Source organism: Zobellella iuensis (assembly GCF_016746085.1).
GTDB classification, from domain to species: Bacteria; Pseudomonadota; Gammaproteobacteria; order Enterobacterales; family Aeromonadaceae; genus Oceanimonas; species Oceanimonas iuensis.
This window is the reverse complement of record NZ_JAERTZ010000036.1, coordinates 45,473-70,478: the sequence shown is the minus strand read 5'-3', so window position 1 is coordinate 70,478 and position 25,006 is coordinate 45,473. Positions and strand designations below refer to the sequence as shown.

25 protein-coding genes are annotated in these 25,006 nt (G+C 64.8%); 15 read left to right on the top strand and 10 right to left on the bottom strand.

The window, feature by feature from the left end; genetic code table 11:
* Positions 1-63 precede the first annotated feature (63 nt).
* Genes JKV55_RS19550 through JKV55_RS19535 form a run of 4 tightly spaced genes read left to right on the top strand, consistent with a single transcriptional unit; the run spans position 64 to position 1,919 of the window.
* Complete coding sequence (locus JKV55_RS19550; protein ID WP_202088851.1) at positions 64-1,041, top strand: hypothetical protein; 978 nt, start codon at positions 64-66, stop codon at positions 1,039-1,041.
* Complete coding sequence (locus JKV55_RS19545; protein ID WP_202088849.1) at positions 1,034-1,258, top strand: (2Fe-2S)-binding protein; 225 nt, start codon at positions 1,034-1,036, stop codon at positions 1,256-1,258. The genes JKV55_RS19550 and JKV55_RS19545 overlap by 8 nt, the downstream gene beginning before the upstream one ends.
* Before the next feature lie 14 nt (positions 1,259-1,272).
* Complete coding sequence (locus JKV55_RS19540) at positions 1,273-1,479, top strand: hypothetical protein (RefSeq protein ID WP_202088847.1); 207 nt, start codon at positions 1,273-1,275, stop codon at positions 1,477-1,479.
* A 14-nt stretch (positions 1,480-1,493) separates the two neighbouring features.
* On the top strand, positions 1,494-1,919 hold the full coding sequence (locus tag JKV55_RS19535; protein WP_202088845.1) for a hypothetical protein: 426 nt from the start codon (positions 1,494-1,496) through the stop codon (positions 1,917-1,919).
* Positions 1,920-1,975: 56 nt separating this feature from the next.
* Here JKV55_RS19535 and JKV55_RS19530 read toward each other — a convergent pair whose 3' ends face one another.
* On the bottom strand, positions 1,976-3,886 hold the full coding sequence (locus JKV55_RS19530) for an alkaline phosphatase D family protein (RefSeq protein WP_202088843.1): 1,911 nt from the start codon (positions 3,884-3,886) through the stop codon (positions 1,976-1,978).
* A gap of 195 nt (positions 3,887-4,081) precedes the next feature.
* Here JKV55_RS19530 and JKV55_RS19525 point away from each other — a divergent pair, with 195 nt between their 5' ends.
* Positions 4,082-5,752, top strand: coding sequence for a methyl-accepting chemotaxis protein (locus JKV55_RS19525; protein ID WP_202088841.1), 1,671 nt, complete (start codon positions 4,082-4,084; stop codon positions 5,750-5,752).
* Here the strand turns inward: JKV55_RS19525 and JKV55_RS19520 are convergent.
* The gene (locus JKV55_RS19520) at positions 5,737-6,744 is read right to left on the bottom strand and encodes a DUF8744 domain-containing protein (RefSeq protein WP_202088839.1); all 1,008 of its coding nucleotides are present in this window, start codon (positions 6,742-6,744) and stop codon (positions 5,737-5,739) included. The two genes, JKV55_RS19525 and JKV55_RS19520, sit on opposite strands and share 16 nt — an antisense overlap.
* A gap of 150 nt (positions 6,745-6,894) precedes the next feature.
* Between JKV55_RS19520 and JKV55_RS19515 the strand changes: the two genes are divergently transcribed.
* Positions 6,895-7,944 (top strand): AI-2E family transporter, encoded by a 1,050-nt coding sequence (locus JKV55_RS19515; RefSeq protein ID WP_202088837.1) that lies wholly within the window; start codon positions 6,895-6,897, stop codon positions 7,942-7,944.
* A 6-nt stretch (positions 7,945-7,950) separates the two neighbouring features.
* Here the strand turns inward: JKV55_RS19515 and JKV55_RS19510 are convergent, their stop codons facing one another.
* Both JKV55_RS19510 and JKV55_RS19505 read right to left on the bottom strand, forming a co-directional pair.
* Positions 7,951-8,253, bottom strand: coding sequence for a metal-sulfur cluster assembly factor (locus tag JKV55_RS19510; protein ID WP_202088835.1), 303 nt, complete (start codon positions 8,251-8,253; stop codon positions 7,951-7,953).
* Positions 8,254-8,321: 68 nt separating this feature from the next.
* Positions 8,322-9,554: a methyl-accepting chemotaxis protein gene (locus JKV55_RS19505; protein ID WP_202088833.1), complete on the bottom strand. Its 1,233-nt coding sequence runs from the start codon at positions 9,552-9,554 to the stop codon at positions 8,322-8,324.
* A 141-nt stretch (positions 9,555-9,695) separates the two neighbouring features.
* Between JKV55_RS19505 and JKV55_RS19500 the strand changes: the two genes are divergently transcribed.
* The gene (locus tag JKV55_RS19500; RefSeq protein WP_202088831.1) at positions 9,696-10,439 is read left to right on the top strand and encodes a phosphatase; all 744 of its coding nucleotides are present in this window, start codon (positions 9,696-9,698) and stop codon (positions 10,437-10,439) included.
* A 266-nt stretch (positions 10,440-10,705) separates the two neighbouring features.
* On the opposite strand, the gene JKV55_RS19495 is transcribed toward JKV55_RS19500, so the two are convergent.
* The 3 genes from JKV55_RS19495 to puuE are packed head-to-tail and all read right to left on the bottom strand — an operon-like array spanning position 10,706 to position 12,706.
* The gene (locus JKV55_RS19495) at positions 10,706-11,215 is read right to left on the bottom strand and encodes an ureidoglycolate lyase (RefSeq protein ID WP_237333014.1); all 510 of its coding nucleotides are present in this window, start codon (positions 11,213-11,215) and stop codon (positions 10,706-10,708) included.
* A 52-nt stretch (positions 11,216-11,267) separates the two neighbouring features.
* Positions 11,268-11,783, bottom strand: coding sequence for a 2-oxo-4-hydroxy-4-carboxy-5-ureidoimidazoline decarboxylase (gene uraD / locus JKV55_RS19490; protein ID WP_202088829.1), 516 nt, complete (start codon positions 11,781-11,783; stop codon positions 11,268-11,270).
* Positions 11,783-12,706: an allantoinase PuuE gene (gene puuE, locus JKV55_RS19485; RefSeq protein WP_202088827.1), complete on the bottom strand. Its 924-nt coding sequence runs from the start codon at positions 12,704-12,706 to the stop codon at positions 11,783-11,785. Before puuE ends, uraD begins: the two co-directional genes overlap by 1 nt.
* 360 nt (positions 12,707-13,066) lie before the next feature.
* Between puuE and uraH the strand changes: the two genes are divergently transcribed.
* Entirely contained in the window at positions 13,067-13,420 is a 354-nt protein-coding gene (gene uraH / locus JKV55_RS19480) for a hydroxyisourate hydrolase (protein ID WP_202088825.1), read from the top strand.
* Positions 13,421-13,513: 93 nt separating this feature from the next.
* On the top strand, positions 13,514-14,857 hold the full coding sequence (locus tag JKV55_RS19475; RefSeq protein ID WP_202088822.1) for an NCS2 family permease: 1,344 nt from the start codon (positions 13,514-13,516) through the stop codon (positions 14,855-14,857).
* A gap of 69 nt (positions 14,858-14,926) precedes the next feature.
* Here the strand turns inward: JKV55_RS19475 and JKV55_RS19470 are convergent, their stop codons facing one another.
* Positions 14,927-15,268, bottom strand: a complete 342-nt coding sequence (locus JKV55_RS19470) for a DUF3461 family protein (RefSeq protein WP_237333013.1) — start codon at positions 15,266-15,268, stop codon at positions 14,927-14,929.
* A 231-nt stretch (positions 15,269-15,499) separates the two neighbouring features.
* On the opposite strand from JKV55_RS19470, the gene JKV55_RS19465 reads away from it, so the two are divergent.
* Complete coding sequence (locus JKV55_RS19465; protein WP_202088818.1) at positions 15,500-15,748, top strand: hypothetical protein; 249 nt, start codon at positions 15,500-15,502, stop codon at positions 15,746-15,748.
* 146 nt (positions 15,749-15,894) lie between these two features.
* Here JKV55_RS19465 and JKV55_RS19460 read toward each other — a convergent pair whose 3' ends face one another.
* A complete protein-coding gene (locus tag JKV55_RS19460; RefSeq protein WP_202088816.1) occupies positions 15,895-16,302 on the bottom strand; it encodes a DUF3461 family protein in 408 nt (135 codons plus the stop codon).
* A gap of 191 nt (positions 16,303-16,493) precedes the next feature.
* Positions 16,494-17,813, bottom strand: coding sequence for an aldehyde dehydrogenase family protein (locus JKV55_RS19455; protein ID WP_202088814.1), 1,320 nt, complete (start codon positions 17,811-17,813; stop codon positions 16,494-16,496).
* Positions 17,814-17,963: 150 nt separating this feature from the next.
* On the opposite strand from JKV55_RS19455, the gene JKV55_RS19450 reads away from it, so the two are divergent.
* From JKV55_RS19450 to JKV55_RS19430, 5 genes are all read left to right on the top strand, one after another.
* Entirely contained in the window at positions 17,964-19,757 is a 1,794-nt protein-coding gene (locus tag JKV55_RS19450) for a SulP family inorganic anion transporter (protein WP_202088812.1), read from the top strand.
* 109 nt (positions 19,758-19,866) lie between these two features.
* The gene (locus tag JKV55_RS19445; RefSeq protein WP_202088810.1) at positions 19,867-20,847 is read left to right on the top strand and encodes an AAA family ATPase; all 981 of its coding nucleotides are present in this window, start codon (positions 19,867-19,869) and stop codon (positions 20,845-20,847) included.
* A 453-nt stretch (positions 20,848-21,300) separates the two neighbouring features.
* Positions 21,301-23,067, top strand: a complete 1,767-nt coding sequence (locus JKV55_RS19440) for a cobaltochelatase CobT-related protein (protein ID WP_202088808.1) — start codon at positions 21,301-21,303, stop codon at positions 23,065-23,067.
* Positions 23,068-23,353: 286 nt separating this feature from the next.
* Complete coding sequence (locus JKV55_RS19435) at positions 23,354-24,370, top strand: TRAP transporter substrate-binding protein (protein WP_202088806.1); 1,017 nt, start codon at positions 23,354-23,356, stop codon at positions 24,368-24,370.
* A 66-nt stretch (positions 24,371-24,436) separates the two neighbouring features.
* Positions 24,437-24,991: a TRAP transporter small permease gene (locus JKV55_RS19430; protein ID WP_202088805.1), complete on the top strand. Its 555-nt coding sequence runs from the start codon at positions 24,437-24,439 to the stop codon at positions 24,989-24,991.
* Positions 24,992-25,006 lie beyond the last annotated feature (15 nt).

Sequence of the window (25,006 nt, the reverse complement as noted above, 5' to 3'; positions counted from 1 at the left end):
TCTCATTATCATGCGCAACACTTCTTGCATTTTCCATCTTGGTCTAGGGTCATGGAAGCTTCAGTGGACAATCATCAGGCCATCAAACCGATCGGCAGCGGGGCCGCCGCAGTCCCCCGCCTGTGGTATCGCCAGTTGCGGGAAATGCTGACCATCATGCTGCGTCATCCCTGGCTGCTGGCCGCCGCCGTGCTGCCCAATGTGATCACCCCGGCGCTGGCGCCCATCCAGGCCTGGCTGGCGAAGGAAGTGCTGGGCCAGGTCGCCCAGGGTGAGCAGCTGTTCCAGGTGGATGAACTGCTGGCCTATGCCCCCTACGCCATCGCCATCTTCTTCGGCATCGGCCTGCTGACCCTGGCGGAGAAGCTGACCAACCGCATGTTCGATGATCGGCTGCTGATCGAGCTGCAGCGTACCTGGTTCGAACGCCGCGGCCGGGGCTGCGTCGGCGAGCAGGTGGCCTGCTCCATCAACGACTGCGAAAATGCGCGCAAGATCCTGGATCTGTTCCAGAAGGAGTTGTGGATGGTACTGGTGGGGTTACCGGCGGTGATCCTCTGGCAACTGTCCCTGGCGCCGGAGCTGCTGCCGGCACTGCTGATGGCCAGCCTGCTGCCTTTCCTGGCCGCCCTGTTGTTCGGCGGTCTGCTCCAGCGCTACAGCCTGAACAGCCTGCGGCTGGTGGCCGGGGTCGGCTCGGCGGTGGCCAGGGGCGACCGGCAGCGACTCTATCGCTGCCAGGAGCTGTTTTACATTAATCGTATCAAGTTCGAGTTGTCCAAACAGGGCAGCGAGGTGATGGCCGATTTCGCCTACTGGCTGAGCCTGGTGCTGTTGCTGGTGCTGACCGTCTCCGGCATCTGGCCGCTGCTGCCCCAGGAACTCTCGGCCGCCGCTATCGGTGTCTTTCTGATCAACCTCAAGCTTATCAACAAGCCGCTGTCCCAGATCACCAAGGTGTACAACAAGGTCAGGGAAGGCTGGCCAGCGGTGGGCCGGGTGCTGAATCCGGAACAACAGACAGGAGTCCATCATGACTGAACGCACCCATTGCACCTGCCACGATCTCGATATCGAGGCCTTTCGCGGCGCCTGCGGTGCCGGCGCCCACAATGTCAAAACCTGTTTCAAGCACCTGGGCTGCCTGCCCAAGTGCGCGAATTGCGTGCCCATGGTGCGCAAGGTGCTCGGCGAACATGCCGCCGGGCAACCACCACAGGGAGCCCCAACCGGTTCCCTTTTCCATCAATCATCTTGAATGAGGATAAGAAGATGATGCAAAGCTTTAAAACCAAGGTCGCCCACCTGCTGGACAACGGCGACAAACTCGAGCTCGAAGCCTTTGTCGAGGCCGACAGCCACGACCACGCCTTCACCCTGGCCCAGGCCCGGCTGAAGGAAGTGGTGTCCCAACTGGCGGCGGCGCCGGCCATCGACATCGACAAGAGCAAGATAGAGCAGGGTGCCCACAAGCACTGATCCGGGGAGCTTCAATGTCTGCACATGAACAAAAACAGTTGATCGCCTCGTTCTGGGATCTGCCCATCGAGGCCCAGCAGGCCACCGCCCGTTTCCTGGTCGGTGCCAAGCTGGGCGAGATCGTCGAAGCCCACGCCCACGGTGTGGTGGAAGTCGAGGTGGAATATTTCCGTCACGGCAAGTGCCACAAACTGGTGTGGGACGCCAGCCACGGCAAGCTGCTGGGCGGCACCGAGCAAATCGTCATCGACGAGGTGCTCACGCACCTGCCCGCAAGCGGGCGGGCAGCGGCGCTCGCCGGCGGCCAACGGATACGCCACATCAAGGTCAAGCACGCCAAACCCGACGATCGGGAATACCTGCACGTACACTACCTGAGCGAGCAGGGTGCCATCAGCAACCAGAAACTGGAACTGGACGGCAGCCCCTTCTGCAACTAAGGCCGGCCCGGATCTTCTGCAAGCGCGCCCCTGGGCGCGCTTTTTGTTTGTTCGGCTCAGCGCTGCACGGGCCGCCCGGGCAGGAGCTCGTCCGCCGGCGCAGGCGGCGGCTCGCTCAGGAAATCCACCACCCCCTCGGCGGTGATCTGCTGTACCAGCACCGGCTCGCCCCGCTCGTTGAAGCGTACATGGCCGATGCCGGCCCGGTTCAGCAGCCGCTCGCCACCGGCGGCGCAAGCCGGTGGGTGGGGGCTTATTTCCAGCCGCCGCCGGCGGGTGAACCAGTTGAGCGGCGAACGGGGCGAATACAGCCAGCGGTTGAGCCGGTCCAGCACGTCCAGCAGCCGGGGCGGGAATTCGTTCTTGATACCGCTGCTGGTGATCTGCCAGATATGGGGATCGCCGCGGCGGTGGCGCAGCCGGATGTCGTACATAAAGGAGTAGTGCACGTCGCCGGACAGGATCACGTAGTTGGCCGGGGTGCGGACATGGCGGAAGATATTGAGGATGACGTTGGCGGTGCCCCGGTGCGCCATCCAGTTTTCCGCGTCCACCAGCAGCGGCTTGCCGAACCAGGTGAAGATCTTCTGGATCACCTCGATCAGCTTGACCCCGAACACCGGCGTGGGCGAGACGATCACCACGGCGTCCTGGTGCAGCAGCTCCCCCTGCAGCTCGGTCAGCGCCTCCCAGTCCATCAGCCCCGACGGGCTGCCGAAGTTGGACTCGGCCCGCCAGCGGCGGGTGCGGGTATCCAGCACCAGCAGCCTGGGGCTGGTGTCCAGGCGGTAGTGCCAGCGCTCGAAGCGCAGCAGATGATCGATAAGGGCATCCTGCCGCCCGGCATCCGGTCGCTCGCACCAGGCTTTGAGCAGGGCCATGGGCTCGCCCGCAAAGGCGTCCGGATCGTTGCCCCAGCCCTGGCAGATAAAGTAGCCCACCAGGGCGTTGCCGATGATGCGCCGGGAAAAGGGATGGCCGTAGGCGCTCTCCTCCCAGGCGGCGGTCAGGTTCCAGTCGTCGGTGACGTCGTGATCGTCGAAGATCATCAGGGTCGGCAGGTGCGCCAGCAACCGGCGCACCGCCGGCAGGCCCTCGACAAAGGCCGCCAGCCGCTCCCGCTCCCCCTGGTAGCGCTGCGCCAGCTCCCCTGCCAGTTCTGGCCGGGTCGCGGGCAACAGGCGCCAGGGCTCCGGCGACCAGACCAGCAGGTACATGGCCAGCACCTCGGCCAGGGTGATCAGGTGGTTGTCGGCGCTGCTGGTGGTAAAGATGGGCTTGCGCGCGCCCTCGAAGAAGCGCTCGCGCAGCGGCAGGTTGGCCCTGCTGTCGGGCAGCAGTTCATGGCGCCGGTAGTAGTTTTGCGGGCTGGCGAACAGCCCGGCACTGTCGGCCACCAGGGCGCCCTCCAGGGTTTCCGGGTAAAGCCCCAGTTCCCCGATCAACTGGTGGATGGCGGTGAGCATGGGGCCGGCCACGTCGTCCGCATACACCTGATCCCCGCTCAGCATCAGCACCGCCGGCCGCTCCCGGCATTGGCGCAGCCAGGCGTCGGCGGCCACCAGGCCGTCGGGCGCCGCGTGGTGCGGCTTGCGACAGGAGCCGTGCAGGATGCCGTCCAGCCGGCCGCGCACCACCAGGCTGGGCAGCTCGCCCTCGCCGTAACCGAGATCCGGCGCCCAGTCGGCCAGGCCGTGCCAGTCGTTTTCTCCTTCCCGCCGCCACTGCAGATCGTAGGGGATCAGGGTATCCGCCGGCAGCGGCTGTTCCAGGGCCAGGTCCAGCAACTGGATAAAGCAGTGCTCCCCCACCCGCAGTTGCTGTTGCCGCTCGCCGTCCAGGGTCAGGGGGGCACGCCCGTCCAGCAACAGCCGGAACCGCACCGGTTCACGGCTGGCCAGCCAGAATACCAGCCGTTCGGTGCTGACCCGGCGCAATACCGGCCCGGCAAGGATGGTCGAAGCCATGTCATGCTCTGTTGATAAGGTCATGGCCGCATCATAACGGCACCGGCAAGCCGTTGAACAGCCGGCATCGGCCGGCGGTCACCGGGAAGGCATGCTCGGGCGTTTTTATTGGACATTTATGTATCAACTAAAATGACAATCAAAACACAAGATGATAAAAATATGTAAACAAATAATAATACAGAGAGATCAAGGATGAACCGACTTTCCATCAGGCAAAAAATACTGTTGCTGGCCCTGCTGCCTTTGGCCCTGCTGGCCGCCGTCAGCACCTGGGTCAATGTGGATCAGTCCCTGCGCCTCAAGACGCTGAGCGGCGACAGCCTGCACCGCTCCCTGTTCGAGGCGCGCAAGGATCAATTGGCCAACTACATGGAGCTGGCCATCAGCGGCATGACGCCCCTGCTGCAACGGGGCGAAATCGAGACTGCCAAGGATCAGCTGCGCCGGCTGCGCTTCGATGACGGCAGCGGCTATTTCTTCGTGTACGACCACCAGGGCCTCCAGGTGGTCAGCGCCGACAACCCGGCCCGGGAAGGCAACAACTACCTCAACGCCACCAGCCCCGACGGCCGCCATCTGGTGCAGGAGTACGTGGCCCTGGGCCGCCAGGGCGGCGGCTATGTGGAATACAGCTGGCCCAGGCCCGACACCCAGCAGGGCGCCCCCAAGCTGGCCTATATCGCCCCGGTGCCGGGCACCGACTGGCTGCTGGGCACCGGTTTCTATGTCGATGACCTGCAGGCCACCGTGGCCGGGCTGGAGCAGGAGCTGTCCCGCTCGGTGCGCCAGGGCCTGATCAATTCCGCCCTGTCCGCCACCCTGCTGCTGGCGCTGATCGCCGCCGTCGGCCTGGTGCTGGCGCGCAGCATTCACGCCCCCATCCGCCAGGCGGTGTCCACCATGCAGGACATCGCCCAGGGGGAAGGCGATCTGACCCGCCGGCTCGATGCCGACCATGGCCACGAGCTGGGCACCCTGGCCCGCTCCTTCAACCAGTTCGCCGGCCAGATCAGCGAACTGGTGCACAGCACCCGGCAGTCGGCGGATACCCTGCAGCAGGCCAGCGCCGAGCTGCAACGCTTTATGGACGAGACCGAAACCGGCATCGGCCGCCAGCACCACGAAAGCGACCAGCTCGCCACCGCCATGAACCAGATGTCGGCCACCGCCCAGGAAGTGGCGGCCAGCGCCGCCCGCGCCGCCGACGCGGCCCAGCAGGCGGAAGCCCAGGTCACGGACGCCCAGCGGCTGCTGCAGGGGGCCATCACGGTGATCGACGGCCTGGAGCACCAGGTGGCCGGCGGGGTGGACATCATCCAGCGGCTGGGGCAGGAATCGGAGCAGATAGGCTCGGTGCTGGACGTGATCCGCGGTATCGCCGAGCAGACCAACCTGCTGGCGCTCAACGCCGCCATCGAGGCGGCCCGGGCCGGGGAGCAGGGTCGCGGCTTCGCGGTGGTGGCGGACGAGGTGCGCACCCTGGCCGGCCGCACCCAGAGCAGCACCGAGGAGATCCACGCCATGATCACCCGGCTGCAGCAGGGCGCCCGGGAGGCGGTGCAGGCCATCGAGAGCATCCGCGACCGCAGCAGCCATACGGTGACCGAGGCCCGCCGCATCGACAGCGCCCTGCTCGACATCGGCACGGCGGTGAACACCATCAACACCATGAACGCCCAAATCGCCAGCGCCGCCGAAGAGCAGACCCAGGTGTCGGAGAGCATCAACGGCAACGTGCACCAGATAGTGGCCATCGCCGAGCAGACCAATGCCGGCTCCCAGGCCGCCAGCCAGACCAGCCGGGAAGTGGGCGAGCTGGCCGCCCGGCTGCAGCAGCTGGTGGGCCGCTACCGTACTTCCTGACGGCGCCGCAGGTAACCGGCCAGCTGCACCCCGACGAAGGTCAGCACGAAGCCCAGTATCGCCAGGCTGGTCAGCTGGGCGCTGAGCCTAGGCCAGTCGTGGCGGGCCAGCAGCCCCAGCTGCAGCAGCGCCAGGGGCAGGTACAGCAGCCAGTGGTAATGGCACCCTATGTTCAGCAGCGCCGGTGCTATCACCGGCGCATGGCCGAACACCATGGCCATCACGAAGCCCAGCATGACCCCGTGCAGCGCCATGTCGCCCCCTCCCCCCAGCCACAGCAGGCCGCTCAGGCCCAGCCAGCCGTAGCCGGCCAGCAGGCAGGCGGCCACATAGCGCGGCAGGCCGCGGCTGTTGATGGTCTTGCGGGCGATGTCGAAGCGCAGCAGCCAGAGCGCCAGCCCCACCAGGGCCGCCCCCAGACAGAGATGGCCGAGCGGCAGCCAGGGCGCGGCCAGCAGGCCCAGCGCCAGTCCCATAAAGACCCGTTTGGACCACATCGGTTTGGGCAGCAGCCGGGACAGCTCCAGCCGCTCGGCGGCGATGGTGAGCACCAGGAACACCAGCCAGCCCCGCTCGGTGGCCGCGCCGACGGCGCCCTGCCGCCACCAGTCCAGGTTGGCCAGCAGCAGGGCGCCGCAGGCCAGCACTAGCAGCAGGGTGAAATCATGGGGCTGGCGCCGCCACAGCCGCCAGGACAGCGCCGTCATCCCCGCCGCCAGCAGGCCGTACAGGGCCGGGGCCAGCTCCGGCCGCCACCACAGGCTGGCGCTGGCCAGAAGGCCGCTGGCGGGCACCAGCCAGGCCCAGCCCCGGCCATGGGCCACGCAGCGCTCACAGCTTATCAGGGTGGCGAAGAAGCCGTTGACCATAAGGGCGCCGTGGTACACCAGCCCGGTGTGGGTCAGCGGCAGCCAGTCCGCCCCCAGGCGCCAGGCGCCGCCCGCCACCCCCAGCAGCAACAGCGCCATCATCGGCAGCAACAATATCGGCATGCGTCCTCCTCCTCGGTGAGCGGCCATGATGCCAGCCGGCGATGGGGACCGCCTTGCGCCGGCGCAATAAATCCGCCGCCGGTAAGCACTGGTGCCGGCGGCCGGGCTTCTTTACTATGATGGCACTGTCTCATCGGGAACCACCTCGCCATGCGCGAAAAACTGGAACAACGCTCCTTTCTGTTTATGCTGCTGCTGGTCAGCCTGCTGTTCGGGCTGGTGCTCAAGCCCTTCTGGGGCGCCATCTTCTGGGCCTGCGCCATCGGCGTCATCTTCTATCCGCTGCAGCAGCGCATCCTGGCCCGGATCGGCCCCAAACCCAACCGGGCCGCCCTGCTCACCCTGCTGATCTGCGTGGTGATAGTGGTGCTGCCGGTGCTGCTGATCGCCACCTCCTTCGTGCAGGAAGGCCTGAGCCTCTACCAGCGCATCGACCGGGGCGAGATCAGCCCGGCCCGGGTGCTGGAGCAGATCCGCAACGCCTTTCCGCTGCTGCCCGAGCTGCTGGAGCGGCTCGGCATCGACATGGACAACCTGCGCCAGCGGCTGTCGGAGGCGGCGGTGGCCGGCAGCCGGCTGCTGGCGGAGAAGGCCCTGGTGGCGGGCCAGAACACCTTTATCTTTATCGTCAACGTGGCGCTGATGCTCTACCTCTCCTTCTTCCTGCTGCGCGACGGCCACCAGTTGACCGAGCTGCTGATCAAGGCCCTGCCCCTGGGGGACGAGCGCGAGCGCAAGCTGTTCGCCAAGTTCTCGGAGGTGACCCGGGCCACGGTGAAGGGCAATATCCTGGTGGCCATGGTGCAGGGCGCCCTGGGCGGCTTTATCTTCTGGGCGCTGGATATTTCCGGCCCCTTGCTGTGGGGGGTGGTGATGGCTTTCCTGTCGCTGATCCCGGCGGTGGGCGCCGGCCTGGTGTGGCTGCCGGTGGCCGTCTACCTCTACGCCACCGGCGCCTGGATGGCCGGCACCGTGCTGGTGGCCTTCGGCGCCCTGGTGATCGGCCTGGCGGACAACGTGCTGCGCCCGCTGCTGGTGGGCCGGGATACCAAGCTGCCCGACTATGTGGTGCTGTTCTCCACCCTGGGCGGCATCAGCCTGATGGGCATCAACGGCTTCGTGATAGGCCCCCTGGTGGCGGCCCTGTTCCTGGTGTTCTGGGACATCTTTATGCGGGAGTTCAACGACCACCCGCTCTGACGCCGCTCATTGCCACCCCAGCCGGGCCCGCAGGGCCGGGCTCATCCGCTCCGGGCCCCAGGCCGGCTGCCAGACCAGTTCGACCTCGGCCCGCTGGCCGTCCCGGCACAGGGTTTTGATCTCGGCTTCCACCTGCTGGCGGATCCAGTCGCCCATGGGGCAGGAAGGCGAGGTCATGGTCATGGTCACCGCCAGCCGCCGTTGGTCGATCTCGATGCCGTATACCAGCCCCAGCTCGATGATGTTCTCGCCCACTTCCGGATCCAGCACCCGGCACAGGGCGTCTCTTACCTGCTGTTCGGTCACCATGACTCGCCTCCAAAAGATGCATTATGAAAGCCGATTATGGCCGCCCGCCCCGGCGGACGCAAGGGGGCTCAGGCCCGCACCCGGGCCATGTTGGCCGCCAGCTGTTCGGCTATCTCATGCACATGGCCCCGGTCCCGGCTCAGGGTGTCTAGCCGGCGGCGCGAGCGTTCCGCCTGGCCCAGCAGTTGTTCCAGGCTCAGATCCAGCTCGGCCATGGCCTGCTCCTGCTCCGATACGGCACCGGCGATGTCCCGGTTCATCCGGCCAAGCTCGGCCATCCGCGCCAGTATGTTCTCCAGGCTTTGCATGCCGGCCCGCACCCCGCCGGCGGCATCGGCGCTGGCCTCGGCGTTGCGCGACATCATGGCGATGCTGCGGCTGACCCGCTCGTCGAGGGTTTCTATCATTTGCTGGATGTCCCGGGTGGCGTGCTGGGTGCGCCCCGCCAGGGTGCGCACCTCGTCCGCCACCACCGCGAAGCCGCGACCCTGCTCGCCGGCCCGGGCCGCCTCGATGGCGGCGTTGAGCGCCAGCAGGTTGGTCTGCTCGGAGATGGCCTTGATGGTTTCCACCACAGTGCCCACCCGTGCCAGGGTATCGCCCAGCACGCGGGAGTCGGACCTGGCCTCCTCGGTGTCGGCCACCAGCCGCTCCATGCCCTGCATGGCATCGCCCATGTGGCTGCCCGCCGCCTGGGCGGCATCCTGGGTCTGGGTGGTGAGTTCGTCCGCCAGGCGGGAGTGGGCGGCCACCTGCTGCACCGCCTGGTTGAGCTCGGCCACCGTCTGCCGGCACTGGGCCACCTGCCGGTGCTGGGTGCCCACCTCCTGCCCGGCCTGGCTTACCGCCTCGCCGATGTTGCCCACGGCGCCGTGCAGCCCTCCGGCGGAGCGTTCCACCAGTTCGAAGGTGACCGACAGATGCTGCAGGGTGGCATCGATGGCCGAGCCTATCTTGCCGAATTCGTCCTCGCCGGAAAAACCGACCCGCTGCTCGAGCCGGCCGGCCGCCACCCGGGCCATGACCCCCTCGATATGGCCGAGCAGCGGCAGCAGGTTGTCGCTCACCGCCCGGGCCAGCAGCCAGAGCAGGACCACCAGCCCCGCCACCGTGGCCAGTACCCCATTCGGGCCAGGGCCGGACGCCCCGCCCAACGCCGCCAGCTCGCGCCACAGCTGCCAGTAGCCGTAGAGCAACCCCAGCAGGCCGAGGGTGGCCAGGTAGCAGGTGAGCATCAGTTTCTGGCGGAGGGAAATGTTCATCAGCAGGCGATCGCGCCAGCCTATCTTGAGTGCATCCATGCAGTCACCTTTATGTTAAGTATTTTCATATAGAGATAACATGGAGTACCGGCTGGAACAAGGCTCCGGTGCGGGTTAAATCGTCGCGGCCGCCGGCCGATGTTTGTTATGCTGGCCAGAGTCTGCTCACGGAGAAGCCCCATGACCTATCTCGTCGATACCCACAGCCATACGGTGGCCAGCACCCACGCCTACAGCACGGTGCACGACTACCTGCCCATCGCCCGCGCCCGCGGCATCAAGCTGTTCGCCCTCACCGATCACGGCCCGGACATGGCCGACGCCCCCCACTACTGGCATTTCGTCAACATGCGGGTGCTGCCCAGGGTGGTGGACGGGGTGGGCATACTGCGCGGCATCGAGGCCAACATCAAGAACGAGGCGGGGGAGATAGACTTTCCCGAGCGCTACTTCGACTGCCTGGACCTGGTGGTGGCCGGCTTCCACGAGCCGGTGTTCCCGCCGGCGGACCGGGCCCGCCATACCACCGCCATGATCAACGCCATCAGGAGCGGTAAGGTGGACATCATCAGCCACCCGGGCAACCCGGCCTATCCCATCGACATAGCGGCGGTGGCGGCGGCCGCGGCCGAACACCGGGTGGCGCTGGAGATCAACAACTCCTCGTTCAACCACTCGCGCCAGGGCAGCGAGGCCAACTGCCGGGCCATAGTGGCGGCGGCGCGCGACAGCGGCGCCTGGCTCGCCTTCGGCTCCGACTCCCACGTGGCCTTCACCCTGGGCCGGTTCGAGCACTGCCACCGGCTGGTGACCGAGCTGGACTTTCCCCGGGAGCGGATACTGGCGACGGATCCGGACAAACTGCTGAGCTTTCTGGAGCGGCGGGGACATCCGCGCATCGCGGAATTTGATGAGCTGCGTTGAGATAGGAGCCCAAGAGGCTGCCTAAGAGCCTGTTTTATGATCTTTGCAAGGCTGCCTGTTACCACCCAGCAAAGGGACAACAGGGCCACCTCCACCGACACGCTTCAAGCACATCCCTGTGATGCTCGGCACATGCCATCCCTGGCATGTGACGGTCGGCGGAGGCCATCCCTGTTGCCTCTTTCAAGCCCCGACGCTGTCTGAGGGAATGCCAGCAGGCAGCATCGGGCCGATAGGGAGAACAAAGGGAGCCGGCAAAGGGAAACTCAGCCCAGTTCCAGGCTCAGCTGGACGGACTCGTCGAAAAAGAATTCGTCGCAGTTGTTGCCGGGGCCGCTGCGATCCACCACCAGGAACTCGTCGTCGTCGCGCAGCGCCAGTATCGGGTGGTGCCACACGCCCCTGTGGTAGTTCACGCCCTGGCGGCCGCTGGCACGGAAGGCGCGCACGGTGGACGGGTCTATGTTCATGCTGCCGTCGCCAACCGGGGCGACCACCAGCAGGAAGTCGTGGCCGAACAGGGGAATGAAAGACTGGGAGCCGAAGGGGTGGCGCTCCAGCATCTTGATCGCCAGCGGATACGCCAGGGTCTTGGCCCGGAAGATGCTGATGATGCCCTGGCCCTGCTCGTCCAGCTGCACCTCGCCCAGCTTGTGGTAACGGCGGGTGGAGCCGTTGTTGATCATGAAGTAGTCGCGGCCTTCGGACTCGATCACGTCGCCGAAGGGCGCGAAGGCTTCCCTGGTCAGCGGCTCTATCTTGAGGGTCTTGATCATCTCGGTCTCCGAAAACGGATAAAAAAACGGGGGCCTAGGCCCCCTCGCCTCGTTACATCTCGTTCAAACGGAACAGGGCTATCTTGTTGATTTCCTTGACGGCACGATCGAACTCGGTGTCGTAGTCGTTGTGGATGCGCTCTTCGAACGCCGCCAGGATCTGGTGCCGGTTCGAACCTTTCACCGCCATGATAAAGGGAAAAGCGAACTTTTCTTTATAGGCGTTGTTCAGCTCGGTGAAGCGGGCGAATTCTTCCGCGGTGCACTGGTTGATGCCGGCGCCGGCCTGCTCGTTGGTGGAGGCTTCGGTCAGTTCGCCCCGCTGGGCGGCCTTGCCGGCCAGATCCGGGTGAGCATTGATCAGCGCCAGCTGGGCGTCCTTGTCGGCGGCCAGCAGCACGCCGGCCATGCGGCCGTGCAGCTGTGCAATCTCGTCGTCCTCGGCGCTCAGGCCCTGGTCGAAGGCCTGCTCCGCCACCCAGGCGGAGTGCTCGTAGATGTCGGCAAAAGCCGCCACGAAGTCGACGCGGCTCATGGTGCTGGGAGTACAGGTAGTAAAGCGGCTCATTACTTGGTTCCTTTGTAAGGGTGCTGCTCGTGCCAGTGCTTGGCAATGTCGATACGGCGGCTAAACCAGACCCGGTCATGACTGCGGGCATACTTGACGAAACGCTCCAGCGCGGCCATGCGGGCAGGGCGGCCCAGCAGGCGGCAGTGCATGCCGATGGACAGCATCTTGGGCGCCTCGGCCCCTTCTTCGTACAGCACGTCGAAGGCGTCTTTCAGGTACTGGTAGAACTGCTCACCGCTGTTGAAACCCTGCGGGGTGGCGAAGCGCATGTCGTTGGTGTCCAGGGTATAGGGGATCACCAGATGGCCCTTGCCGTTGTTGTCGACCCAGTAGGGCAGATCGTCGGCATAGGAGTCGGAGTCATACATAAAGCCGCCCTCTTCCATCACCAGCTTGCGGGTATTGGGGCTGTCGCGGCCGGTATACCAGCCCAGCGGACGCTGGCCGCAGACCCGTTCGATGGTCTCTATGGCCTTGTGCAGCTGCTCGCGTTCTTCCTGCTCGTCCATCCACTGATAAGTGATCCACTTGTAGGCATGGGAGCAGATCTCGTGACCTTCATCCACAAAGGCCTTGGCGATCTCGGGATAACGCTCGATGGCGCTGGCCACGGCGAAGATGGTGAGCGGAATGTCGTACTTCTTGAACAGGCGCAGCAGACGCCAGACCCCGGCCCGGCTGCCATACTCATAGACCGACTCCATGCTCATATGGCGTACGCCTTCCCAGGCAACCGCCCCGGGCAGCTCGGACAAAAAGGCCTCGGACTCGCCGTCCCCGTGCAGGACGTTGCGCTCGCCACCCTCTTCATAGTTCAGCACGAAGGAAATGGCGACACGCGCATCACCGGGCCACTGTGGGTGAGGAGGGTTGGCTCCATACCCGATGAGGTCACGGGGATAGTCTTTGTTTTGGCTCATCGGAAAACTCCTTGAAACGCAGGTTTAGAAACCGGCCGAGACAAGCATGCAGGGGGCTTGCCGGTCATTGTAATAATCTTATTGTATACAATAAAATCAATATATGTAAATAACAGGTTTAGTTTTTGTATCGGATCTTGTCTTGAATTCTTGCTTTGAGGAACCAAAGCAAAGACAATCTTCCTTTATCAAGGTAGAGGGGAGCTTTGTAGCACACATCACCGAGCTCATTGTACACATTTTTGTTAATTAAATGTAGACGAGAGAATTTATCTTGATGTAAAATTAATTCTATCGGCGCACTGTGTCGATAGTACCTTGGACCAACAGAGACGCGTAATACGCGCAAGGTAACTAAAAATGGGAAAAGTAACTACACACGTATTGGATACCGCCAAGGGCCTGCCGGGCTCTGAGATCAAAGTTGAACTGTACCGGGTTGAGGGCGAGCAAACCTCGCTGATCAACACCGTCTACACCAACCACGACGGCCGTACCGATGCGCCCATCCTGGCAGGTGACGACTACGTAGCCGGTAAATACCAGCTGGTGTTCCACACCTCCAGTTACTTTAAGAAACAAGGTATTGAGCTGCTCGAACCGGCCTTCCTGGACGACGTTGTCATCCGCTTCGGGATCGCCGCCGGTGAAGAGCATTACCACGTACCCCTGCTGATCGCGCCCTACAGCTACTCTACCTACAGAGGCAGCTGACGGGTCGCAGACGGCTCCTGCCAATGCCGTGGACGAAGGAAAATCGTGCGGCATTGGCAGTCTGCAACTCAACCTACTCGAGGACTTCAGGTCATGGAACACATCAAGAATGAGCCAACCCCTCAAACCCTCCCGGCCTCCGGAGGCCTGCTGGACAGGTGGTTCAAGTTAAGTGCCCACGGCACCACGGTCAAAACCGAGCTGATCGCCGGCCTGACCACCTTTATCACCATGGCATACATTATTTTTGTTAACCCGAATATCATGTCCGCCTCGGGTATGGATGCGGGCGCCGTGTTCGTCGCCACCTGCATCGGTGCCGCCATCGCCACCCTGTTTATGGGGCTGTACGCCAACTGGCCGGTCGGCCTGGCTCCCGGCATGGGCCTGAACGCCTTCTTCGCCTTCACCGTGGTCGGGGAAATGGGGTACAGCTGGGAAGTGGCGCTGGGCGCCGTATTCTGGTCCGGCGTGATCTTCACCGCCATGAGTTTCTGGAAAATCCGCGAGTGGGTGCTGGACTCCATTCCCGAATCCCTGCGCTACGCCATGACCGCAGGCGTGGGCCTGTTCCTCGGCCTGATCGGCCTGAAAACCGCCGGCATAGTGGTGGAAAGTCCGGCCACCCTGGTGACCCTGGGCGACTTCACCAAACCCAGCGCCCTGCTGGCCGCCGTCTGCTTCCTGATCATCTCCATCCTGGTGCATCGCAAGGTGTTCGGCGCCGTGCTGATCGGGGTGCTGAGCGTGACCCTGATCGGTCTGTTCATGGGCATCGTCGAATACAACGGCATCTTCGCCATGCCGCCCAGCATAGAGCCCACGTTCTTGAAGCTGGACATCATGGGCGCGCTGGACATCGGCATGATCACCGTGATCCTGGCCTTCCTGTTCGTCAACATGTTCGACACCGCCGGCACCCTGATGGGCGTGGCCGAGCGCGCCAACCTGCGCCGCCCGGACGGCAGCATCGAAGGCCTGAAGAAATCCCTGAAGGCCGACAGCGCCTCCTCCGTGGTCGGCACCTTCGTCGGCTGCCCGCCGGTGACCAGCTATGTGGAAAGCGCCGCCGGTGTCGCCGCCGGGGGCCGTACCGGCCTGACCGCCGTGACCATAGCCGCGCTGTTCCTGCTGTCCATGTTTCTGGCGCCCCTGGCCGGCATGATACCGCCCTACGCCACCGCCGGCGCCCTGATCTTCGTGGCCTTCGCCATGATGAGCAGCATGGCGAAAATCAACTGGGACGACTTCACCGAAATGGCCCCGGCCGCGGTGACCGCGCTGATGATGCCGCTGACCTTCTCCATCGCCAACGGCATCGCCATGGGCTTCGTCACCTATACGGTGCTGAAGATGGCCACCGGCCACCCGCGCGATGTGTCCATCAGCGTCTACATCCTGAGCGCCATCTTTATCGCCAAGTTCGTGTTTATGTAAGACGCGGTTTCCCGCACAACAAAAAACCACCGGCTCGCACCGGTGGTTTTTTTATGCCCGGCGGGCGCTTCAGGCCGGCAGTTTCGCCAGCCGGCGCTTAATCTCCGCCATCTTGGCTTCCATCACCCGTTCGAACTGCTCCAGGCCGTGCAGTATGGCCGCCCGGGGATCGGTGTTGCCCTGCCCCAGGATCTGCTCGAGTTCGTCCGTCGCCTTGTGCAGGGCGGCCGGCACCTCGGGATTGTTGCCGTGAGGAAAGCGGAACTTGAGGCTGGCCGGCAGGCAGGAGTCGGCGGGACGCTGGAAATAGACCTTGAGTTCATCGTGATCGCCCCGCGCCGTCACCTTGAAACGGCTGATCTGGTCGACGTCCTCGATGCCCATGGCGGTCAGGGTGGTAAAAGCTGGCATAACGGTTACCTCTTGATGGCCGGATGGCGGGGCCGCTCCGGCGGCAAAGTGCGATTTACATATCGTTAACATGGAGGTTAATACCACGGCCGCCGGAGCATTAGAGCCAGTCGGGCTCCCTGGCTGAGTCCAGCTGGTCCCATCCCCGCCCCGCTGCTGGTGCTAGCCAGCGCCGGCCAGGGATCCTAGATTGGTGAGCCATCACGACTCCATTTCTAGAGGGACAGGGTTATGTCGAAGCAAAAGGAAGTGACCATCAGGCTGGATGAGGCCACCAGCGCGCTGTTTGCCGAATACCAGGCCTATACCCGGGTCAGCCCCGAGCACTATCTGCAGCAGTTGCTGGAAAAGACCCTGCCCACCCTGGAAGCCATGGTCGGCGCCCTACGCGAAGCCGGGGGGGATGAACAGGCGGTGATGGAGCTGTTCGGCAAGAAGATGGCGGAGTCGCTGCTCCGGCAGCAGGCGGCCAGCTCCTGAGCAGGCCAAAAGCCACAGACGGCTGACAACGCTTCGTGTTTCTCTGCGGTCACTCCCGCGAAGGCGGGAGTCCAGTGCAATATGCCATGGATCTCCGCCTGCGCGGAGATGACGACAGTTGAACAGCGGTGATCTCCGCCCCAGTGTTATTTCAGCGCCGCTATCTGCCGGCGCAGCTCTTCCAGCTTGGCCTTCATCACCCGCTCCATATGCTCCAGATCCTGCAGCAGTTGCTGCTTGCTGTCCCGGGTGGCGTCGTCTTCGGCCGGCTCGGCGGGTTTGAGCAACTGGTGCAGCTCCACCAGCGCCTGGCGCAGTACCGGGCTGGTGTCTTCCAGCTGGTGCCACTGGGCGGTTTTCTGGAACTCGACCGGCACCCCGGACTGGGGGCGGGCGAAGGTGAATTTCTTGCTGCGCGACAGCAGGGAGCCCCGCGGCCGGTGGTAATAGACCTTGAGCACGTCGGCCCGGGCCTCGCGGCGCAGGCGGTATGTGCTGATATTGTCGAAAGAGGTGATCCCCATCTGTTCCAGGGTCGGATACTGTGCTGTCATCTGTGTTCGCCCAAAAAGCTGATACTGCGTTAACCATGGGCCGGCCGCAGGCCGGCTATTGCGCTAGGGGCGTCAGATCCCTGACCGTCGAGATACCACTCCGGGCAAACCAGGCAATGAGTGGGCGGATTATAATCAGCCCCCGCCGGGACCAGACAGGGCCAGATTTAACCACGCGCTAGAACCAGTTCCTATACCGAAATCAGCAGTGACTTCATCCGGCAGAACGCCTTGATGTTGAAATGACCGTCCACCGCCGCTCCCGGCGGATAGGCCCGGCCCGGAGCCTGGTTCACCAGGCAGCGGCCGAAGGGCAGCCGGCGCGCCAGCTGCTCGCCCAGGACCAGGTCCCGGGTCCAGATGCGGGCCCCGCCGTGCGCCCCCAGCCCCCGGCACAGGCTGCCCATTTGCTCGGCATCCCGTACCCGCACCACGGCGGCCAGGGGGCCGCTCGGCAGGCCGCGAAACAGCGCCATGGCCGGAGTGACCCCGTCCAGCAGCGAGGCGGGGTAATACCAGCCGTCGCTCTCCGGCAGCACGCCGCCCGCCACCAGACGGGCGCCCTCGTCCACCGCCGCCGTCAGTTGCCGATGCAGCTCTTCCCGCAGTGGCCGGGTAGCCAAGGGGGCCAGACGGCTATCAAGATCTTCGGGATGCCCGGGCTGGCAGGCCGCCAGCCGGGTCGCCAGCAGCGCCACGAAGTCGTCGGCAATGGCCGGCGTCACCATAAAGCTCCCCGCCCCCACGCCATGCTGGCCGGCGTTGCTGAAGCGCAAATGCAGTGCCGCCTCCACCGCCAGCTCCAGATCCGCGTCATCCAGCACCAGCTGCCATTCGGCTTGGTCCAGCTCCAGAGCCACCGGCTTCAGTTGCTGCGCGGCCAGGGCCGACAGCCGGGCACCGTCCGCCCGGTTTCCGCTGAAGCCCAGGGCCTGAACCCGGGGATCCCGGATCAGTTCGGCCACCCGCGCCTTGTCGACAGCCAAGCTCGCCACCAGCCCCTCCGGCACCTCCGCCTCCCGCACCAGGGCCTCGATTTCACGGGCACAGAGGGGCAGGTTCTCGGCCAGCTTCAGCAGCACGGCATTGCCGGCCATCAGGGTCGGCGCCAGCATGCGGAACAGCTGCCACAGGGGAAAGCGCCATGAGCCGAGCAGCAGCACTGTGCCCAGGGGTTCGAAGGTGGTCAGGCTGCGCGCCAGCGGCAGCATGGCCTGGCCATGGGCGGCGAAATAGGCACATTCCCGGGCGCAGCAGTCCACCTCGGCCAGGGACTCGCTCAGCAGCTTGCCCATCTCCCGGGTGACGCACAGGGCCAGCCGCTCCCGGTTGGCCGATAACAGCGCGGCCAGCCGGTTGAGCAGGGCGGCACGCTCGGCGAAGGAGCTCTGCCGCCAGCGCTCGGCCGCCTCGCCGCTCTGCTGCAGGCAACCTTCCAGCCGGCTGGCGGACAACGTCTCGAACACCCCGTTCTGCTGGCCGGTGGCCGGATTGAAGGATATAAATGTCATGGTGCCGTCCTCTTCTGCTGGCCCGACGGGCGCTCTGGTCCTGGCCCGACGTTAACCAGCCCGGGCCGGGCCGGCAAAGGCCAGTTACCGGCCCGGGATGGAGCCAGCCATACTAAAGGGGGCAGATGGCACCACAGAGGGAGAAACGGCATGAACAACCCGGGAAGGGACGAGACGGCCTGGAAACGGCGCCTTCCTTTTCTGCAATGGGCCCCCATGGTCAAGGGCGCCGTGCTGCGGGGCGATGCCCTGGCCGGCCTGACCAACGCCATCCTGGTGCTGCCCCAGGGCGTGGCCTATGCGCTGATCGCGGGTCTGCCCCCCGAGTTCGGCCTTTACGCCGCCATCATACCGGCCATGGTCGCCGCCCTGTTCGGTTCCTCCTGGCACCTGATCTCCGGCCCCACCGCCGCCCTGTCCATCGTCGTCTTCACCACCATCAGCCCCCTGGCCGAGCCCGGTTCGGCCGAATTCATCCGCCTGGCGCTGACCCTGACCCTGCTGGCCGGGCTGTTCCAGCTGGCCCTGGCCACCGCCCGGCTGGGGGTGCTGGTCAACTTCGTGTCCCATTCGGTGGTGCTCGGCTTTACCGCCGGCGCCGCCCTGGTGATCGGCTCCAGCCAGCTGCAGAATGTTTTCGGGCTGAGGGTGCCGACCGACGGCTCTGTGGCCGACCAGTGGTGGCAACTGCTGCACCACCTGCCCGAGACCCACCTGCCCAGCCTGGCGGTGGCCCTGGTCAGCCTGCTCGGCTGCGTGCTGATCAAGCGCTTCCGCCCCCGCTGGCCCAATATGCTGCTGGCGCTGGTGCTGGCCAGCCTGCTGGCCCGGGTGCTGGACCCCGGCGGAGAGCGGATCGCCCTGGTGGGCGCCATCCCCGCCGCCCTGCCCCCCTTCAGCCTGCCCGATCTCAGTTTCGGCGCCCTCAGCGCCCTGGGGCCGGGGGCGCTGGCCATCGGCCTGCTCGGCCTGGTGGAGGCGGTGTCCATCGCCCGGGCCGTGGCCAGCCGCTCCCACCAGCGGCTGGACGGCAACCAGGAGTTCATCGGCCAGGGGCTGTCGAATGTGGTGGGCGCTTTTTTCTCCTGCTATGTGTCGTCCGGCTCCTTCACCCGCACCGGGGTCAACTACACTTCCGGCGCCCGCACCCCGCTGGCGGCCATCTTCGCCGGACTCTGGCTGTTGCTGATCCTGCTGCTGTTTTCCGAGCTCACCGCCTGGCTGCCCATGCCGGCCATGGCCGGCCTGCTGCTGGTGGTGGCCTGGAACCTGATCGACTTCCACCATATCCGGCTGATCGTGCGGGCCGGCAAGTCGGAGGCGGCGGTGCTGCTGACCACCTTCTTCGCCACCCTCTTCGTCGCCATGGAGTTCGCCATCTACGCCGGCGTGCTGCTGTCGCTGGTGTTCTACCTCAAGCGCACCTCCACCCCCCGCATCGTCGCCATACTGCCGGATCCGGACGCCAAGCATCCCGTCTTCGTCAGCGCCGAGCAACGCCGCCTGCCCTATTGCCCCCAGCTGCGCATCGTCCGTATCGAAGGCTCGCTGTTCTTCGGGGCGGTCAACCATGTGCAGCAATACCTGCAGAACATCCGCGAACCCCGGCTGCTGATCGTGGGCAGCGGCATCAACTTCGTGGACATCGTCGGCGCCGAGATGCTGGTGCAGGAGGCCCAGCGCCGCCGGGCCGAGGGCGGTGATCTGTACCTTTGCAACCTCAAGGAGGGGGTCAGCCGCTTCCTGGCCCGCAACAACCTGCTCGAGGAGATCGGCGGGGATCATGTCTTCGCCAACAAGGGCCGTGCCATCCACCGCATCTACGATCGGCTGGATCCGGCGGTGTGCAAGACCTGCACCGCCCGTATCTTCCGGGAATGCCATATAGCCCCGCCCGGCGAGGCGCCCGCCGCCGATGAGGTCATTGCCCGGCAGCCGGCCTAGCCCCTGGCCGCATCCTCCGGGGGCAACTGGCCCTGTGCGGGCGAGGACCGCCGGTTACACTGGTTACATCCTGTTTACCACCCAGTTTCAGCCAGCGAGGCCAAGCCCCATGACAGATTTGATCCACGAGCATCCCAGCCGGCGGGTGTCGGTGCGCGAGCTGTTCCATCTCGATGCCGATCTTGAAGTGCCGGTGTTCGAGCACAGGGACGAGCATGTGCCCGAGGCGGATCCCGCCTACTGCTTCAACCCGGACGTGACCCTGGCCATTCTCGCCGGCTTCACCCGCAACCGGCGGGTGCTGATCCAGGGGCTGCACGGCACCGGCAAGTCCACCCATATCGAGCAGGTGGCCGCCCGCCTCAACTGGCCCTGCGTGCGCATCAACCTGGACGGCCACATCAGCCGGCTGGATCTGGTGGGCAAGGACACCATAGTGCTGGAGGACGGCAAGCAGATCACCCGCTTCCAGGAAGGCATAGTGCCCTGGGCCCTGCGCCGGCCGGTGGCGCTGATCTTCGACGAGTTCGACGCCGGCCGCCCGGACGTGATGTTCGTGATCCAGCGGATCCTGGAGCAGGACGGCAAGTTCACCCTGCTCGACCAGAACCAGGTGATCAGCCCCCATCCCTTCTTCCGCCTGTTCGCCACCGCCAACACCGTGGGCCTGGGCAACGCCAACGGCCTCTACCACGGCACCCAGCATGTCAACCAGGCCCAGATGGATCGCTGGAACATCGTCGCCAGCCTGGACTACCTGCCCCGGGAAGACGAGATCCGCATCGTGCAGGGCAAGGTGCCCCGTTATGCGGATGAACGTGGCCACCAGTTGATCAGCACCATGGTGGCGGTGGCCGAGCTGACCCGGGCCGGCTTCGCCGCCGGGGATCTGTCCACCCTGATGTCGCCGCGCACCCTGATCGCCTGGGCGGAAAACACCGAGATCTTCGGCGATCCGGCGCTGGCTTTCCGGCTTTCCTTCCTCAACAAGTGCGACGAGGCGGAGCGCGGGCTGGTGGCGGAATATTACCAGCGCTGCTTCGATCAGGAACTGGCCGAATCCCAGTCCCTGCGGCTGGCGATGATGTAAGCGCCTGTTTGAAGACTGTAGTCATTCAGCGATGAGGCAACAGGGCCACCTCCGCCGACACGCTGTGAATACATCCCTGTACGCTCGCACATGCCGTCCCTGGCATGTGACGGTCGGCGGAGGTGGCCCTGTTGCCTCTTGCAAGCCCCGACGCCGTCTGATGGTGGTGCCAGCAGGCGGCACTGAGGCGATGGGAGGACAAAGGACACAGCGAAGCCGGCCCTCCGTGCCAGGGAGGGCGCGGCGGAGCCTCCAGGGGGCGAGCTTGCTCGCCGTGACGAGCAGTTTCGGCCTGACCGAACATCCAGTGAATGTTCGCAGCAGGTCGAAACTGCGAGTGTCCTGTCTTTACGGCGTGCCGGAGGAGTAGTGCCCTTTGGCCTCTAACACCACAGGCCGGCACCTGGGCCACCCAGCCCCGAGCCCAGCCGCATCATCAACGGGATGGAAACCATGACCACCACCTCCAATTCACCCCAGGATCCGGCCGCCGCCGCCCGTCGCCAGCAGCGGCTGGAAGAACTCTGCGCCGCCCTGATCCGCGCCCAGTCGGCCCAGCCGGCGGTGCGCTACCGGGGCCACCAGCTGGAATGGCGGGGCCGCCCCTATCCCCTGCGCGCGCCCCATCTGCACCCGGAGCCGGGCCTGGACGACCTGGGCTCTTTCCGCGGCGTCGCCGACGCCATCGCCCTGCGCCTGCGCCACCAGGATCCCGCCCTGCACTTGCACTGGCTGCCGGCGCCGCCGGTCGCCCGGCTGGTGTTCGAATTGCTGGAGCAGCTCCGGGTGGAATCCCTGGTCGAGGACCATCACCCGGGCAGCCGCCGCAACCTGCACCACCGCTTCAGCGCCTGGAGCAACCAGTTCCTGGCCTCGGGCCAGACCGAAAGTCATGTGGGCCTGCTGCTGTTCACCCTGGCCATGATGAGCTGGGTCCAGCTCGGCGGCGGCCCGCTGGATGAGCCGACCGAGATGCTGATCGAGTCCACCCGCATGTTCCTGCTGCGGGAAATCGGCCCCGCCTTTGGCCTGCTGCGCCGCCATCGCCAGGACCAGGGCGCCTTCGCCGAGCCCGCCCTGAGTATCGCTCTCTGCCTGCACGAGCTGGTGGAAGGGTTGCAACAGCAGTTGGCGGCGGACGGCAAGGCCGAGCCCTTGAGCGAAGACACCAAGAAGGCCTTCGGCCTCTTGCTGGAGCTGGAGGGAGAGGGCGACCAGGGGCCGGGCAGCAGCCCGGCGGAGCAGCAGGCCCGCCTGCGCCAGGCGGCCGAACGCCTCGCCTACCGCATCTACAGCGACCGTTTCGACCGGGAGTGGCCGGCCCACCGGCGGGTGCGACCCGAGCTGCTCGGCCGGCTGCGCGACAGCCTGGACGAGCGCATCCGCGAGCAGGGCCTCAACCTCAACCTGCTCGCCAAGAAGCTGCGTCGGCTGCTGGCCCGTCCCCTCGAGCAGGGCTGGCGTTTCGGCGAGGAAGAAGGCCGGCTCGACGGCCGGCGGTTGCCGACCCTGGTCACCTCGGTGGCCGATCGGCGAGTGTTCAAGCAGGAGCGGCAGCAGCCCCGGGCGGAGGCGGTAGTGACCTTCCTGATCGACAATTCCGGCTCCATGCGCCCGCACATGGAGAGCATCGCCATGCTGGTGGACAGCCTGAGCCAGGCCCTGGAGCGGATCGGGGCCAGGGTGGAGATACTGGGGTTCACCACCGGCCACTGGAATGGCGGCCAGCCGCTGCGCCAATGGCAGCGCGACGGTCGCCCGGCCAACCCGGGCCGGCTCAACGAACGTTGCCATATCGTCTACAAGTCGGCCGATAGCCGCTGGCGCCGAGCCAGGAAGGACATCGCCGCCCTGCTCAAGGGCGATCTGTTCCGCGAGGGGCTGGACGGCGAAGCCCTGCTGTGGGCCGAGCAACGGCTGCTGGCGCTGCCGGCACGGGATCGCCTGTTGCTGGTGATTTCCGACGGCTGCCCCATGGATACCGCCACCCGCCAGGCCAACGAGCAGGACCTCCTCGACCTGCACCTGCGCCAGGTCGCCAGCCGGCTGGAACGGGAGGGCCGGCTGGCGCTCTGCGCCCTGGGGGTGGGGCTGGATCTGAGCGGCTATTACCGCCACAGCCAACTGCTGGAGCTCGGCCAGTCGCTCGATAACAGGGTGTTCGATGAAGTGCTGTCGCTGATGGCCCGAGCCCTGCGCCAAAACGCCGGCGGGAGTTAACAATAAATTTACAATCCCGTTTTATAATTCATTGATTTTAAGTTACTTTTTACCTGGCCCCAGCACCAAAGGGGAAGTGGTCCTAACCATTTTACCGGCCACATTTAAAGATTACTGACAAGCCCGGACCACCGGGCCCGAATCAACAAGATGCCATCTTGGTAGCACCCGCAAGGGTCGAGATAGCAGACATTGAGCCAGTAGTGGGCAACCATCACGTTGCCCGACATCACGGAAGGTCACCGCCCCGCCCTCGGCCGGGCCATTGCAACTGGAGCAAGTAGCTATGATATTCAAGCAACGTTTTGTGAAATCCCTGTCCTTCGCCCTCTGCCTGGGGGCCGCGGCGGCCACCAGCAGCCTGGCCCAGGCCAAAACCTTCAGGGTGGCGGTGGGCGACGGGGCCGGTGGCACCCAGCATGAGCTGGGGCTGAAGTTCTCCGAGGCGTTCAAGGAAAAAACCGGCGGCCGGCACGATACCCAGCTGTTCCTCAACGGTCAGCTCGGCGACGAGCAGGCCACGGTCAACGATGCCGCCATGGGACTGCTCGACTTCTCCATCCTGGCCATCAACAACGTCACCCCCTTCTCGCCCTCGGTGGGCGTGCTCACCCTGCCCTATATGGTACAGAGCCTGGACGACGCCGTGGCCCTGACCCAGGGCGAGGTGGGTCAGCAACTGGTGGACAACACCATCCGTGACGCCGGCGTGCGTATCGTCGGCTGGGCCTACTCCGGTTTCCGGGTGCTGACCAACTCCAAGCAGCCGGTGCAAAGCCTGAGCGACCTCAAGGCGCTCAAGGTACGAGTGCCCAACAACGAGATCATGATCGACACCTACCGCGCCTGGGGCATCAACCCCACCCCCATGGCCTGGTCCGAAACCTTTACCGGCCTGCAGCTGGGCGTGGTCGACGGTCAGGACAACCCCTACATCACCGTCTATGCCATGAAGTTCGACGAGGTGCAGAAATACATCACCAATATCCGCTACCTGTTCTCCATCGAGCCGCTGATCATGTCCGAGGCGGTGTTCCAGTCCCAGCCGGACGAGGTGCAGCAGGCCATACTGGCGGCGGGCAAGGCGGCCACCGAGCACAGCGCCCGCTGGCTGGTGGAGCAGGAAGACAAGATCAAGGCCGAACTGACCAGCCGCGGCATGGTCATCTCCGAGCCCGCCAACAACGAGCAGGAGTGGATGGACAACGCCATCAGCAAGGTCTGGCCCAAGTACTATGACAAGCTGGGTGGCAAGGACCATCTGAACAAGATCCTGCAATCCCTGGGCCGCGACGCCATCTAAGCCGTCAGCTCAGCCAAAATGCACCTGGGCGCAAGCCGGGTGCATTTTTCTCAGGGAGGAAACGCCATGACCATCGGCAAACTGATATTCAAGATTCTCGATAATATAGAACGTGTGATTTGCAGCACCCTGCTCGCCACCTTTGTGGTGATCCTCTTTGTGCAGATTGTATCGCGGCAGCTGTTCAACCACTCCCTGTCCTGGAGTGAGGAATTGTCCACCTACATGTTCGTCTGGTTCGTCTATTTCGGCGCCAGCTACGCCACCAAACTGGCGGCCCACAACAGGGTGACCTTTCAGTTCAAATTCTTCCCGCCCAAAGTGGCGGTGATCTCGGAAGCCCTGGCGGATCTGATCTGGGTCTGTTTCAACGGCTATTTCGTCTGGCTGAGCTACGATTTCGTGTTCAACAAGATGAACCTGTTCTGGAAATCCCAGACCCTGGGCTTTCCGATGAAATACGTCTACATGATCTTGCCCATCGCCTTCGCGCTGATGACGCTGCGCATTTTACAGGTCAATTATTACAAGTTGATCAAGGGGATCGACATCCGGGATCCCGAATCCCTGGAAGTCGAGAAATTGATCGAATCCGCTGATCAACAACACAAGTCGAGTTAAGGCAGGAGCACACCC